This window comes from Streptomyces pseudoechinosporeus, from assembly GCF_054783935.1.
Map to the genome: position 1 here is coordinate 121,667 of NZ_BAAGPS010000011.1, position 13,861 is coordinate 135,527.

Genomic DNA, 13,861 nt, shown 5'->3' on the forward strand with positions numbered 1-13,861 from the left:
ATTGATACAGCCCCGCGCCCCTTCGGGGCGCAACGTCGTGTCCGAATTCCGCCAGTCCGGTGGTCGGCGGGGGCGCAGACTGGGAGTGTGATTGACGAAGAGACCAGGTACGAAGCCGTGCGGAGCAGGGACGCTCGGTTTGATGGGGAGTTCTTCTTCGCCGTCGAGACGACTGGGATCTACTGTCGGCCGAGTTGCCCGGCGGTGACGCCCAAGCGGCGGAACGTGCGGTTCTACGCGACGGCCGCCGCGGCGCAGAGCGAGGGCTTTCGGGCGTGCCGGAGGTGTCGGCCCGACGCCGTGCCCGGTTCCGCCGAGTGGAACGTGCGCGCGGACGTCGTGGGGCGGACCATGCGCATGATCGGCGACGGGGTCGTGGACCGCGAGGGCGTCGCCGGGCTCGCCGTGCGGCTCGGGTACAGCGCGCGGCAGGTGCAGCGGCAGCTCACCGCGGAGCTGGGCGCGGGCCCGGTGGCACTGGCGCGGGCCCAGCGGGCGCACACCGCGCGGGTGCTGCTGCAGACCACGGAGCTGCCGATCACGCAGATCGCCTTCGCGGCCGGGTTCGCGAGCGTACGGCAGTTCAACGACACGATCCGTACGGTGTACGCCTTGACGCCCAGCGAACTGCGCGCCGCCGCGCCCCGCGGACGCGGTGCCGCCTCCCGCCGGGCGGCCGCCACCCCGTCCGCCGGCATCCCGCTGCGCCTCGCGCACCGCGGCCCGTACCAGGCCGCCGCCGTCTTCGACCTGCTCGCCGCCGAGGCCGTACCCGGCATCGAGGAGGTGGTCGGAGCCCCGGGTTCCCGTACCTACCGCCGCACGCTGCGCCTCCCGTACGGCACCGGAATCGTCGCCGTCAGCGAGTCCCGACCCACCAAGTCCCGCTCCACCGAGCCCCGCCCCGGCGGCTGGCTGGACGCCCGGCTCCACCTCACCGACCTCCGCGACCTCACTACCGCCGTACAGCGGTTGCGCCGCCTCTTCGATCTCGACGCCGATCCGTACGCCGTGGACGAACGGCTCGCCGCCGATCCCCTCCTGGCGCCGCTGGTGGCCGCTCGGCCGGGGCTGCGCTCGCCCGGTGCCGCCGATCCGGAGGAGCTGGCGGTGCGCGCGGTGGTGGGCCGGAGTGAGGCCGAGCGGCTGGTGCGGGTGTACGGGAAGGCGCTGGACGCGCCCTGTGGGTCGCTCACGCATGTCTTTCCCGAGCCAGCCGCCCTCGCTGAGACCGAACCGGACGGCACCCTCGGCGCCCTCGCCACCGCTCTCGCCGACGGCCGCCTGCGGCTCGACGCGGGCGCCGATCGCGACGACGCGCAGGAGGCCCTGCTCGCGCTGCCCGGCATCGATCCCCGCACCGTGGCCGCCATCCGCGCCCGCGCCCTCGGCGACCCGGACGTGGCCCCGCCAGGCGAACCCGTTCCCGACACCTGGCGACCCTGGCGCTCCTATGCCCTGCGGCACCTGGAGGCCGCCGGCCAGCACATCCCAGGGATCACTCCGCCAGCCCCCAGCGCGGCGCCTCCTCGTTCGGCTCGACGGGGGCGATCCGCAGGTCCGGACGGTCACCCTTGGCGGTGATGAGCGCCGACTCGCCCTTGCGCAGGGGGACTTGGATCACGCCGTCACCCACCGGCTCGTACCGCAGCGGGCGTCCCCGGCCGTCCCGTACGTCGATCGCGCCCGCAATGCCATGCCGTACGACGCACGGGGCGCCCGCCTCGCTGACCAGCCGGACCCAGCGGGTCGCACCGCCCTCGCGTACCGCGCTGAGCAGAAACGCCCCCTGCGTACGGAAGTTGTGGACCGTCAGGTCCGCCCATGCCGCGGGGAGTGCCGGAAAGATGCGGATGATGCCGCCCCAGGACTGGCAGACCATGTCGTGCAGGGACTGGGCGGCCGACAGCGGAGTCTCGATGACCGGGCCGGTCTCCTTGTACATGGTGTTGGGCTGGATGAAGCGGGACATGAGCTGGCCGAGGTACGTGAGCGCGTCCTCGCCCTTGCCGAGTAGCGCCGACATCGAGGCCGCGCCCGTGAACGTATAGCCCTGGAGGGCGCCTTCGAAGCCGACCCAGTGGGCCAACGACCTCTCGATCAGGGCCTTTTCGTCCGGCGTACGGCCCGTCAACTCGTACAGCGGATACACCGCCAGCAGATGCGAGTAGTGGCGGTGCGACTTCGCGAAGGGGATGTCCGCGCCGATCATGAAGCCGTTCTCGTCGGTCGGATACGCGGCCCGCCGGGCCAGCACCTCGCGCCAGCGCGGCGCCAACTCGTCGTCGATGCCGAAGAGTTCGGCCGACTCCAGCAGCGTACGACAGCCCCATGTCAGCAGCATCAGGTCGTAGTTGCAGTCCCGCGAGTTGCCGCCGTACTCCGGTGAGAAGGTGGCCGGAAGATGCAGCTTGCCGTCCGTGCCCGGCTCCAGGAAGTGCAGGTAGTAGTTGATGGCCTTGCGGAGGAGGGGGAAGAGGACGTCGCGGAGGATCGACTCGTCCATGGTGTGGCGGTAGCTGAGCCAGACGTTGTGCAGGGCCCAGGTGAGGTTGCCGGTCTCGGGGGTCGGCGGGTCCTGGCCCGGGATGCCGACGCCGTAGCCCAGTACGGGGTTCGTGGCGCCGCCGTTGACCAGCGAGGCGTCGGTGGTGCGCGGGATGCCGAGGGAGTCGGCGCGGTACGCGGGCGCCATCTCGGCGGTGAGGTTGTCGCGGAACTCGCTCAACGCCCTTGTCACGGCGTCGAGTTCGAGGTGGTTGGAGCCGTGGATCAGCCAGTACTCCAGCTGCACGTTCAGGTTCCACCAGGTCGCCGGCCACGGCGTGGACTCCACCCACGGGCCGCAGGTGGCCATCACGGGCGCGTCGCGACGGGCCGCGGACGCCGTCTTGTAGAGCTGGATCCAGTAAAAGCGCTGGATGCGCGCGTCGGGCAGCGAGAGGAAGCTCTTCCGGTAGAAGGCCCGCCACCAGGCACGATGCGCTACCGCCAGGAGATCGTACGGGAGTTGAGAGGCGCTGCGGACGGCGGCCAGGGCCCGGCTGAGCGCCGTCGACTTCGGGTACGAGTGCGCGACATGCGCGTACAGCGTCCGCGTACGGCCCCGGGTGCGCTCCCGCCACGCGGTGACATGCTGACCGCCGGACAGCAGCGGTTGTACGGCGGTGGAGATGCCGTCGTGTTCCCCGGTCTCGGCGGGCGGGTTGGCCGCGTACCCCCCCGGCAGCGGCCGGAACGCGGCGCGCGGGCTGATCGCCTCCGCCGGGTGGAACACCCACGTGAAGTCGCGCTCGCCCTCGCTCGGCGTCACCTCTACGGCCAGTACGGAGCGGGAGTTGTGTACCAGGGCGCGGAGGGTGAGGGTGCCCTTGTCGGTGGTGAGTGTGCCGGTCAGTTCGGCGTCGCGCAGGCCGAGGCGCCAGTCCAGGCCGGTGATCGTGCCCACCGGTTCCAGGGTGAAGTGGCCGATCGGCAGCCGCGCGAGCCCGAAGAGCGAGCCGAACTCCGGGCGGTGGTCCTGGACTTCGGAGTGCTGCACGTTGAAGCGGACGGCCTTGGTCTCCATGCCCGGTTCGGCGTAGATGCCGGATCCCAGGAAGCCGTTGCCGAGGAACGGGCCCTCGTACCAGGTCTTCGGCATCCGCCGCCAGACCAGGTCGGCGTCGTCGAGGATGGTACGCCAGGGGTCGGAGGAGTGGTGCGGGTCGGCTCCGGGGGTCGCTGAGCCGGAAGCCGCCGTGGCCGGTGCGGGCAGGCCGCCCGCGAGCAGTGTCCCGCCGAGCGCGGAGCCGGTGGCGAGCACGGTACGTCTGGACGGGCGGCTGGAACGACGGCTGGACGGGCTGGGCATGGCGCCTCCTGGCGGCTCGCAGGACACACGGATGTGAGTGGATTCATCGGAGCTATCCCAGGGCGCAAGTTAGAGATGGCGCGAGAGGTCGTCAATAAGTCGGGAGAGATCCGATGTGTTAGCCGCTGTGTTAGAGGCGGTGGTGTGTCAGGGGTCGCTCAGTCCTCGCGCTCCCGGGCGACCCAGCCCCGCTCGTACGCATGCCAGCCGAGCTGGAGTCGCGTGGTCACGCCCGTCAGTTCCATGAGGCGTTTCACCCGGCGCTGTACGGTCCGCAGGCCCAGGTCGAGTTGCTTTGCCACGCTCGCGTCGGTCAGTCCGGCGAGGAGCAGGGAGAGGATCTCCAGGTCGGCGGTGTCGGGTCCGTCCGGCTCCTGCTCGGTGAGCGTGCCGGCCGCGCCGAGGCGTAACGGGAGCGCGTCCCGCCACACCGATTCGAATAACGCCGACAGCGAGGCGAGCAGCCCGCTCGCGTGCACCACGAGTGCGGCGGGTTCGAGGGCGCCCGAGGCCGGCGGCACCATGGCGAGCGTCCGGTCGGCGATCACGAGCTGGGTCGGCACCTGGTCCACGACCCGTATCCGTTCGTCGCGGCCGAGCGCCTCGGACAGATCGGACAGTTCGGTGATGCCGGTGGGGCGGTGCAGCATGGCGCGCTCGACGACCACGCGGTAGCGGGCGGCCTTTCCCTCCGCGTCGTGCTCCGCCCCCGTGACGCCGGTCGCGTCGGCGGTGGCCAGCACGCACACCTCCTCGCGCGCACCGAGCCGGAGTTGCAGCAGCCGCTGCGAGACCGCCGCCGCGCCCGTCACCACCTCGACCAGGTCGTGCCCGGCGGGCTCGGCGGCCTGCGCGCGGTACTCCTCGGCGAGCCGCGCCGCCGCCAGCTCCGCCTTCTCCAGCTCTTGACGTCGCTGGGTGAGCAGCGCGCCGAGGGCGACCCCGGGCGGCGCCGCCACCCAACGCCCCGGCCGGGCCGAGGACTTGGCCGCGAGCCCGTGCCGCTCCAGTCGACGCAGCGCCCGCTCCGTGTCGTACTCGCCGAGCGTGAGCCGCCGCGCGAGGTCCGGCACGTCGGCGGCGCCCACGGACACCAGTGCCCGGTACGCCGACTCATGCGTCTCGTCCAGACCGATCGCTCCCAGCATCCGGCGACGCCCCTCCTCGATGACCGGCCGTGGCGGAAAACGGCCACGGCGCAACCTTCCCCCAGCTACCCCTGGGAAGTTACCCCCAGGTACATCATTCCCGTACCGCCCGCTTCTCTGCCACGGTTGCGTCACTGTGGCGTCAACTGCCGTACGGCATCCGCGCCACGGGCCGGTTTTTCCGGATGCACCGTTTTCATCCGGCCCGTCCAGTGGACAATTGGGGGCATGAGCCAGCAGGGGGAGACGCCCACCGGTCATGACGACGACTGGTGGCGGCAGTTGTACGACGACTCCACCGAGGACACGGGACCAGCGGCCGCGGCCGACTCCCTCGACGACCGGTTCGCCTCGGCGGCGGGAACGGTCGGAGCTGTTCCGCGACAGGGTCCGTCCGGCGGAGGCGCGCCCGCGAAACCGTCGGCCTCGGGGCCGCCGCCCTCGGTGCCGCCGGGCGCCGACGCGTTGCGGCGCAGTGGGCTCCAGCGGCAGCGGGCGCCCTGGGAGGCGCCGCCTCCTGAACCGCCGGGGCCGGCCTCCTTTCCACCGGGTCCCAAGCCGTCGGGATTCCGTACGGAGGTGTCCGGCGGCGATACGTCCACGGAGACGCCGGGGGCGGCGCCGGTCGCTTCCGCCTCCGCCGCGGCCGAGCGGGCCGATGCCCCGGCGGATGCCCCGTACGACCAGGGGGCGGAGCCACCGGCCGGCGGCCCCGCCACATTGATCGACGCCCCTCCAGGCACCCCGTCCGACGACACCCCGTCCGACGTCCCGTCAGCGACCTCCTCGGACACGCTGTACGCCCCCCACATCCCCGCCACACCCACCGTCGACTACGTAGGCTCCGGCCCGCCCACCTACGACCCCGAACCCACCGCCCTTCCGCCCGCGGACCCCGACGATCTCGACGACCTGGTCGCCGACACCGTGCTGGACGGGGCGCATTACGGGACCTCCACGCTGCGGGCCGCTTCCGTGCGCGGGGACTCCGCGCGGTACCGGGGCGAGCCGCGGCGGGACTCGTTGCTGACCGCGCGGTTCGGGACGGGGGAGCAGGCGCTGGTACTCGTCGCCATGGCGACCGGAGCGCGGGCCACTCCCGGCGCGCACCGGGCCGCCGCCGAGGTCTGCCAGTGGATCGGGCGGGCCGTGGGCCGCAGTCACGCCCGGCTGGTCGAGGACATCAGGGCGGCCCGGCGCGGCGACCTCAAATCCGGGCTGCACCGGCTCACCGACCGCAGCCTGGGCAAACTCCGGGCCACCGCCGCCGAGCAGGGCATCGACCCGGAGGAGTACACGGCGAGTCTGCGCTGCCTGCTGCTCCCCGCCGACCCCGAGTGCCGTACGCGCGTCTTCTTCGGCGTCGGCGCGGGCGGTCTGTTCCGGCTGCGCGACGGCGAATGGCAGGACATCGAGCCGCGGGTCGCCGAGACCACCGGCGAGGCCGTGGTCGGCTTCGGCTCGCCGCCCTCCGAGACCCCCGAGGGCGACCGGCTCACCATGGACCTCGGCATCACGACACCCCCGAGCCCCTATGAGCCCGCCCCCCAACCGCCCCGCCCGCCCTTCCGCTTCCGCGCCTCCGTCGCTCGCCCCGGCGATGCGCTGCTCCTGTGCACGGGCGGCCTGGCCGAACCGCTCCGCGGCGAACCCGAACTCGCCCACCAACTGACGGACCGCTGGACGGACACCGAGCCACCGGGCCTTGCGGCCTTCCTCGCCGACATCCAGGTAAGGGTCAAGGGATACGCCGACGACCGCACGGCGGCGGCGGTCTGGGAGGAGTGATCGTGCGACCGGGGGGGGGCGACTGACTCCTCCCGGCTCATCCGCGGCTCATCCTCCGGCTTATCCCCTCCGGTACGGGGAACCCGTGGCCGTATCGCAGGTAGTTGACCATTCGGCATGACTGGCGCGTGCCGGGCGGGGCATGCATTCCGTGTACGTGTTCGAGCAGGAGGGGGCGACAACGACGTGCGGGCGGGGGTCATGAAGAGGCAGGCACGAGGAGGCGGTCCCGTGGTATCCGGGGCCTTCTCGGCGAAGACGGTGCAGACAGCGGAGGAATCGGCGGACGGCGCGACGGGTCGGCAGGATGGTCCGCAGCTCAGGCGCAGGCTGCGGCGGGCCGATCTGCGGGCCGTGCCCGAAGTGCGCAGAGCGCTGCGGGAGTTGCTCTCCCGCTGGGGGAGGCCCGGAAGATCCGAGATAGCGGAACTGCTGACCAGCGAACTCGTCACCAACGCCCTCGTCCACACCGACAGCGACGCGGTGCTCACGGCCACCGTCGGCCCGAGCGGACTCCGGGTGGAGGTACGGGACTTCCTGGGCCGCAAGCCGAGTCTGCAGCCGGCGAACGCCGACGAGGGTACGCATGGCCGGGGCCTGGTGCTCGTGCAGTCACTCGCGGACGAGTGGGGCGTACGGCCACACGGCGTGGGCAAGGCGGTGTGGTTCGAACTGAACGGCGGCGCGGCCTAGTTGAGCAGGCCACGCCGCCGTACAAAAGTAAGGCCACAAGGTGGGGGAGAGCCTAAAGGGAGCATCAATCCTCAGCCGAACTGCTGCTCCAGGTCCTTGAGCTTGCGCTCCAAGGAGTCCAGCCGCGGCAGAGCCATCGTGTCGTCCTCGGCCGTGAGGTCGACGGTGACCGGCTCGGCACCGCTTCTAACGGGGGCGAGGGAGGGACGGGCGGCGCGCATGGGCAGTGGTTCCGGCGTCGATATGGCAGGCTCCGCGGTCACCTGGGCGGGGGCCGCGGCGGCTTGCACGGCCTGCACCTCGACCTGCCTGCCGCCGCGCCCGATCAGTCCGCGGTGGCCACGGGTGAGCGCCTTGATACGGGCCCGGTCCAGCCGCTCCTGGTCGCGCCGGCGCTGCCGGTTCGTCTCCTTCTGCCGCTTGTCCTCGCGCACTTCCTCGACCGCCTCGTCCAGGCTGCGCACACCTTCGAGGAGCATCAGCGACCAGGCGCCGTAGGTCTCACGGGGAGCGCGCAGCCAGCGGACGATCCGGATCTGCGGCAGCGGGCGGGGCACCAGGCCCTGCTCGCGCAGCGCCGCCCGGCGGGTCTGCTTCAGTGCCCGGTCGAACAGCACCGCGGCCGACAGCGACATGCCGGCGAAGAAGTGCGGGGCGCCCGCGTGGCCGGCGCCCCGGGGGGCGTGCACCCAGTTGAACCAGGCGGCAGCGGCCGCGAACGTCCACACAAGTATCCGGGAACCGAGGGCCGCGTCTCCGTGGCTGGCCTCGCGTACCGCGAGTACCGAGCAGAACATCGCGGCGCCGTCCAGGCCGAACGGAACGAGGTACTGCCAGCCGCCGGAGAGATTCAGGTTCTGCTCACCGAAGCCGACCAGTCCGTGGAAGGAGAGCGCTGCGGCGACCGCGGCGCAGCAGAACAGCAGCACATAGGAGGCGGTGCCGTAGATGGCCTCCTTGCGCCGGCGTCGCTCTTCGCTGCGTTCCCAAGAGTCGTCCGCTTCTGCTGCTTTCTCCCCGGCGCGCTTGCCGCGCGCGAGCACCGCAACCGCCGCCAGCATGCCCAGGAGCAGTACGGCGCCCGGAAGCAGCCAGTTAAGCGATATGTCGGTCAGTCTCATCTGGGGTCCCTTGCATTGGGATAGGGCGTAACGCCCGCCATAGTGGCCCAATCCCGTCGGCCCTCAGAGGGTTTCGGCGCAAGAGGCCGCCAAGGGAGTGCAAGGGGATGCGCAGGGCGACGTTCTGCTCGAACTGCCACGCGAGGGACGAGAGTCGAGTACGAATAAGATTACCCTTACGGGTGGTTCAACGGATAGTTCCTGCGGCAAGTGAGGAAATTGTGAATCGCCCGTAATCTGCGAGGCGACGTTCAGACGTTCAACAGACTGTGGCGGCAGTCGACTTGCAGACTTGCAGACTTGCCGATTGCCGCGCAGGCCGTCAGCCGGCCGCTGCCGCCGTCAGCTTCTCGATGCGTACCGCCTCGCTGTTGCGGGGGCAGTTGGCGCAGGTGTCCTCGGGTTCCAGGGTGTAGAAGAAGCAGCAGCTGGCCCGGTCGCGGGTGGACAGCGACTCGCCGCTTGGGCCGGTCAGTTCGCGGAAGGCGGGCGTGCCGACGTACGGGCGGGTCGTGCCCGGGAGCAGCAGGTCCAACTCGGCCATCACGCGCGGCTCCTCGCCGAGTTGCTGGCCGATGTAGTGGAGGCTCTCGACCAGGTCGTCGGTCACCGTGCCCCACAGGGCGCGGCCACGGCGGCGCATCCGGGGACCGAAGCCGCCGAGTACAGGCTCCAGGTGCTCGGCGACGGCCGCCCGTACCTCCGTGCGCAGGGTCTCCTCGTCCGGTACGACGCGGGCGCCGGGCAGCGTGGCCGCCGGGTCGTCCGGCAAGCAGGCGAACTCGCCGACCCGCACCGTCATGCGGCCGAGCTCGCGCTGGTAGGAGACGTGCTCCACGGGGAAACGGGGCACGCGGCGCAGCAGGAACCACGGCACCGTGAACAGCAGGCAGGCCGGCCAGGCGTACCGGTGCAGGCCGAAGCTGGCGATGACGTCGGGGCGGGCCTGCTGTCCGTAGTCCTTGAGCGTCTGTGTCTCGTCCCACGCGAGGAACGCGTCGAGGTCGGGTCCGCCCGCCGCGAGCCCGTCGACGGCGACCCAGCCGTCGCCCTGCGGGGCCGGTTCCTCGGGGCCGAGTTCCGTGATGCCCAGGTAGGGATACGCCTTGGCCAGGTGGTTGTACGCCTCCGTGATAACTGAGTGTGTAGGGCTTGCGGGGGTGGCGGGCGAGGCTGCGGCCTGGGCGGGAACGGACATATAAAGACCACCGATCACGCTCGTTTACAGGTAAGGCTTACCTTAGCCGATGTGTTCGAGGTTTGAACTGCCGCTCGCTCCGCCTATCGTGCAGGACGTACGGCCACATCACCCGCAATGACCACAAGTACCGCCAACTCCGGAGGAGGCCCCCGTGAACCAGGCCGGCCAGCGTGACGCGCACGGCTCCACCGGGGGTACGGATCGTTCTGCGAGCGGCTCCGCCGGGGATGCGGGGGATACGTCGGCGCAGGCGCGCCCGGCGGCGGACGCCCGCCCGAGGACGGGGGCGGCCAGGGTGCCCCCGCAGCAGGGGGCGGCGGATGCGCACTCGGCTCCCGCCCGAGGCGAGCACACCCACAGCGAGATCCCGATCCCCTCCCCCCGGGCGGCAGCCCCCCGCCCCGTCGTCCAGCGGTCCTCCGTCCGAGGCCAGATCCTCGACGCCCTCCGCGTTGCCCTGGTGGGCGGAGAGCTCGCGCCCGGCGAGGTCTACTCCGCTCCCGTGCTCGGCGAGCGCTTCGGAGTCTCCGCGACTCCCGTACGCGAAGCCATGCAGCAGCTCGCGGTCGAGGGGGCCGTGGAGGTGGTGCCGAACCGGGGGTTCCGCGTTGTCGAGCGTGGGGCGCGGGAGTTGGCCGAGCTTGCCGAGATCCGGGTGCTGCTCGAGGCGCCCGTGATGCAGCGGCTGGCCCGTAGCGTGCCCGCCGAGCGCTGGGCGGAGTTGCGCCCGCTCGCCGAGGCGACGGCGCGGGCCGCGTCCACCGGCTGCCGGGCCACCTACGTCGAGTCCGACCGCGCCTTCCACCGCGCGGTGCTCGCCCTCTCCGGCAACGAGCAGCTCGTACGGATCGCCGACGACCTGCACCGACGCGCCCAGTGGCCCCTCATCACCGGCCCCGCCTCCCGCCGCCGCGCCGCCCTGACGGCGAACGCCGCCGAACACACCGCGCTCCTCGACGCGTTGATCAACAAGGACCTGCCGACGACGCAGTCGCTCGTACGGGATCACTTCGCCTAGGGCCTGTGCCGAAGGTGGCGTCGTCCGCCCGGAGGGCGGGCCGGGCGGCGGCGATGGGGGTCCCCCGCGCGAGCTCGGGTTCGAGCGTGGGGGAGCGTGCTCTCGGCGTGCCGGGTGGAAGTCCTCGTACTGGACGTACTTGGGCTTTCGCCCGGTGCGGCGAGTGGGGGCACCTCCCACGCCCTTAAGGCAGTGGGGGAGCGTGCCAGGCGTCGCCCGGCAGGCGCCACTTTCGGCACAGGCCCTAGCCAGGAAGCGTCACGCCGTAGCCGCCGGCGGAGCCAACTGCGGTGCCAGCCACGTCGGTACGCCCCCCAGGAGCCGGAACAGCCGCGCCGCCTCGGCCCGCAGCCGGGACGCGTCCGGCTCGATCTCGGCGTCGGCGAGGGAGGCCAGCGCGGGCGCCGTACCGACCAGGTAGCCCAGCTCCTCGCGGATCCGCAGCGATTCGGTGAAGCCGTGCCGGGCCTCCACCAACTCCCCTTCCCGCAGGGCGAGTCCGGCGAGGTGACGCCAGGTGAAGGAGAGCAGCAGCGCGTCGCCCTGAGCGGTCGCGCCGGCATGGGCGCGACGGTACGCGGCACGGGCCGCCTGCGGGGAGTGCGCGAGGTTCTCGGCGAGCAGCCCGCGCCGGAAGTCGAGCAGGGCCCGGCCCGGAGCGCTCGGCGCGATCAGCGCGGCGGCCCGGCCGAGCGCGGCCCGCGCCTCGTCCGCCCGGTCGCGTACGCCGAGCAGCGTGGCCGCGTACGCCAGCTGCCCCCGCTCACAGGCCGCCGCACCCCGCTCATCGTCACTCCGTGCCAGCGCCTCCGCCGTACGCAGCGCGTCCTCGGCCTCCGCCCAGCCCTGCTCGGTGTAGAGACACCGCTCGACGAGGAGCGAGGCCCGCTGGAGCGCCGCGCCCGCCGTGACGGGCTGGAGGAGTGCGGCGGCGTCGGCCCAGCAGGCACGCGAGCGCAGCCGCCATACCGCGGTCTGGAGTGGATCGTCCCCTGCAGCGGTTCCGTAACCAGACATGGCGGGATACGCCACGTTGCCCTCCCCGAGCACACCATTGAGCTGTTGAGTGGTGGCCGCATCTCAGCATGAATCTGCGCGCCTGGCCAAGGGGGTGGGTGAAGGATTTCACAAAGTCATGGTGCAAGGAGTGGCACTTCGTGCCTCCAGATCCACAGCCCTGTGACCTCAGCTCATCCGCAACGCCAGAAAGAAGTCCAGCTTGTCCTCGAGCCGCGAGAGGTCGCGACTCGTCAACTGCTCGATACGGCCCACCCGGTAGCGCAGCGTGTTGACGTGCAGATGCAGGCGGCCCGCGCACCGCGTCCAGGAGCCGTCGCAGTCGAGAAACGCCTCGAGCGTGGGGATCAGCTCGGCGCGATGCCGGCGGTCGTAGTCCCGTAGGGGATCAAGAAGGCGAGCCGTAAAGGCCCGGCGTACGTCGTCCGGGACGAAAGGCAGGAGCAGCACATGCGAGGCCAGCTCCTGGTGCCCCGCCGCGCACACCCGCCCGGGACGCGCGGCGGCGACCCGGCGTGCGTGCCGGGCCTCCTCCAGCGCACCCCGCAGTCCCTCCGCCGAGTGCACGGCCGCGCTGACGCCGAGCGTGAGCCGCCCGTCGTCGTTCAGGCCGGCCGACAGCGGGCCGCGGACGGCCGCCAGCAGCGCGTCGGCGAGCAGCCCCGACCCCGGCCCGTCGCGCTCGGAGGCCACCGCCGGCAGAGGTACGAGCGCGATCGCCTCCTCGCCCGTATGGGCCACCGCGATCCGGTCGGACGGCTCGGGCCCGGACGACAACGGGTCGACGAGGATCTCCTCCAGGAGCGACTGGGCCACCGGCCCGCCCTCGATCTCCCCGCCGTCCCACTCGACACGGGCCACCACGACCTGCCACTGCGGGGCCGCCCCGAGCCCCGGCAGCAGCACGGGCGCCGCGACCCGCAGCCGCGCCGCGATCTCCGCGGGCGCGGCACCCGCCTGCACCAGCTCCAGCACCTCCTGCGCGAGCCTGCGGCGCACCGTACGCGCCGCGTCCCGCCGGTCCCGCTCCACCGCGATCAGCTGCGTCACCCCGTGGAGCAGGTCGAGCCGCTCCTCCGGCCAGTCCCCGGCATCCGCCTCCACCACGAGCAGCCAGTCCGACAGCACCGTCTCGCGTACGTCGCGCGAAGCCGCCGCCCCCCTGCCGCTGCTGAGGATCGCGAACAGGGAGTACGTCGTGCCCCCCACCGACACCCGATACGGTCCCCGCCGACCGGTGCGCACCGCCGCCAGGTGCTCGGCGGCCAGCTCGGCGCACACCTCGGCGGGCAGCCCGGGTCCCGAGAGGTTCGCGCCCGCGATCGCGCGCCCGGCGGGGGACAGCACCCAGGCCCGCAGGTCCAGATCGGAGCCGAGCAGGTCCAGGACCACGTCCGGGCCGCCGCCCGCCGGACCGGAAGTCATCATCCGGCGGTGCCGGTCCACCACGGCCGCCAGATCCCCGGCCCGCTCGCCCGAGACCTGCCGTACGACATGCTCGGTGATCGTCGCGAAGGCCACCGACTCGTCGACGGCGAACAGCGGCAGCCGGTGCCGGGCGCAGGCCAGCACCAGATCGTCGGGGATGTCGCCCAGCTCGGCCTCACCGGCGGCCAGGGCCGCGACTCCGGCGGCCACGAGGATCCGTACGAAAGGCTCGGAGTCCGCCGCGCCGCGCCGCCACGCGAGACCCGTGAGGACCAGTTCACCGCCCGAGAGATAGCGGCTGGGGTCCCGCAGATCCGTGGTCATCACCCCGCGCACGCTGCGGTCCAGCTCGTCCTCGCCGCCGAGCAGCCTGAGGCCCAGCGCATCGGTGTCCAGCAGTGCGCGCAACCGCATTCTCGTCGCCGCCGTTCCTTGTCTGGAAATCTCTGGTTCCCGGGGACCGTGTCCGGTGTTTCCCGAGGAAAACGATGAGGTTGCCGGCGTCCCCCGTTCAGACGAATCTACAAGACGATCGCCCTGGCCAGCCGACTCCTTCATGGTTTGTGTGACTGACCCGGGTGCGGGACGCCGCGG

The 13,861-nt window shown here is 72.1% G+C and carries 10 protein-coding genes; 4 read left to right on the top strand and 6 right to left on the bottom strand.

The window, feature by feature from the left end:
- Nucleotides 1-90: 90 nt before the first annotated feature.
- Nucleotides 91-1,584 carry a DNA-3-methyladenine glycosylase 2 family protein gene (locus tag ACYVO6_RS17015; RefSeq protein ID WP_461062327.1) on the top strand — a complete coding sequence of 498 codons (1,494 nt, stop codon included), beginning with the start codon at nucleotides 91-93 and terminating at the stop codon, nucleotides 1,582-1,584.
- On the opposite strand, the gene ACYVO6_RS17020 is transcribed toward ACYVO6_RS17015, so the two are convergent.
- Nucleotides 1,499-3,853, bottom strand: coding sequence for a glycosyl hydrolase family 95 catalytic domain-containing protein (locus ACYVO6_RS17020; RefSeq protein WP_461062095.1), 2,355 nt, complete (start codon nucleotides 3,851-3,853; stop codon nucleotides 1,499-1,501). The genes ACYVO6_RS17015 and ACYVO6_RS17020 overlap by 86 nt on opposite strands.
- Before the next feature lie 158 nt (nucleotides 3,854-4,011).
- Entirely contained in the window at nucleotides 4,012-5,001 is a 990-nt protein-coding gene (locus ACYVO6_RS17025) for a helix-turn-helix domain-containing protein (protein ID WP_461062097.1), read from the bottom strand.
- 228 nt (nucleotides 5,002-5,229) lie between these two features.
- On the opposite strand from ACYVO6_RS17025, the gene ACYVO6_RS17030 reads away from it, so the two are divergent.
- A complete protein-coding gene (locus ACYVO6_RS17030) occupies nucleotides 5,230-6,789 on the top strand; it encodes a protein phosphatase 2C domain-containing protein (protein WP_461062099.1) in 1,560 nt (519 codons plus the stop codon).
- A gap of 201 nt (nucleotides 6,790-6,990) precedes the next feature.
- Entirely contained in the window at nucleotides 6,991-7,482 is a 492-nt protein-coding gene (locus ACYVO6_RS17035) for an ATP-binding protein (protein WP_461062101.1), read from the top strand.
- A 71-nt stretch (nucleotides 7,483-7,553) separates the two neighbouring features.
- Here the strand turns inward: ACYVO6_RS17035 and ACYVO6_RS17040 are convergent, their stop codons facing one another.
- Together ACYVO6_RS17040 and ACYVO6_RS17045 are read right to left on the bottom strand one after the other, a co-directional pair.
- The gene (locus tag ACYVO6_RS17040; RefSeq protein ID WP_461062103.1) at nucleotides 7,554-8,603 is read right to left on the bottom strand and encodes a DUF2637 domain-containing protein; all 1,050 of its coding nucleotides are present in this window, start codon (nucleotides 8,601-8,603) and stop codon (nucleotides 7,554-7,556) included.
- 322 nt (nucleotides 8,604-8,925) lie between these two features.
- On the bottom strand, nucleotides 8,926-9,801 hold the full coding sequence (locus tag ACYVO6_RS17045) for a (2Fe-2S)-binding protein (protein ID WP_461062105.1): 876 nt from the start codon (nucleotides 9,799-9,801) through the stop codon (nucleotides 8,926-8,928).
- Nucleotides 9,802-9,955: 154 nt separating this feature from the next.
- On the opposite strand from ACYVO6_RS17045, the gene ACYVO6_RS17050 reads away from it, so the two are divergent.
- On the top strand, nucleotides 9,956-10,822 hold the full coding sequence (locus tag ACYVO6_RS17050) for a GntR family transcriptional regulator (RefSeq protein WP_461062107.1): 867 nt from the start codon (nucleotides 9,956-9,958) through the stop codon (nucleotides 10,820-10,822).
- Between the two features lie 258 nt (nucleotides 10,823-11,080).
- On the opposite strand, the gene ACYVO6_RS17055 is transcribed toward ACYVO6_RS17050, so the two are convergent.
- Together ACYVO6_RS17055 and ACYVO6_RS17060 are read right to left on the bottom strand one after the other, a co-directional pair.
- Nucleotides 11,081-11,854: a hypothetical protein gene (locus tag ACYVO6_RS17055; RefSeq protein ID WP_461062109.1), complete on the bottom strand. Its 774-nt coding sequence runs from the start codon at nucleotides 11,852-11,854 to the stop codon at nucleotides 11,081-11,083.
- A 153-nt stretch (nucleotides 11,855-12,007) separates the two neighbouring features.
- Nucleotides 12,008-13,681, bottom strand: a complete 1,674-nt coding sequence (locus ACYVO6_RS17060; RefSeq protein ID WP_461062111.1) for a PucR family transcriptional regulator — start codon at nucleotides 13,679-13,681, stop codon at nucleotides 12,008-12,010.
- Nucleotides 13,682-13,861 lie beyond the last annotated feature (180 nt).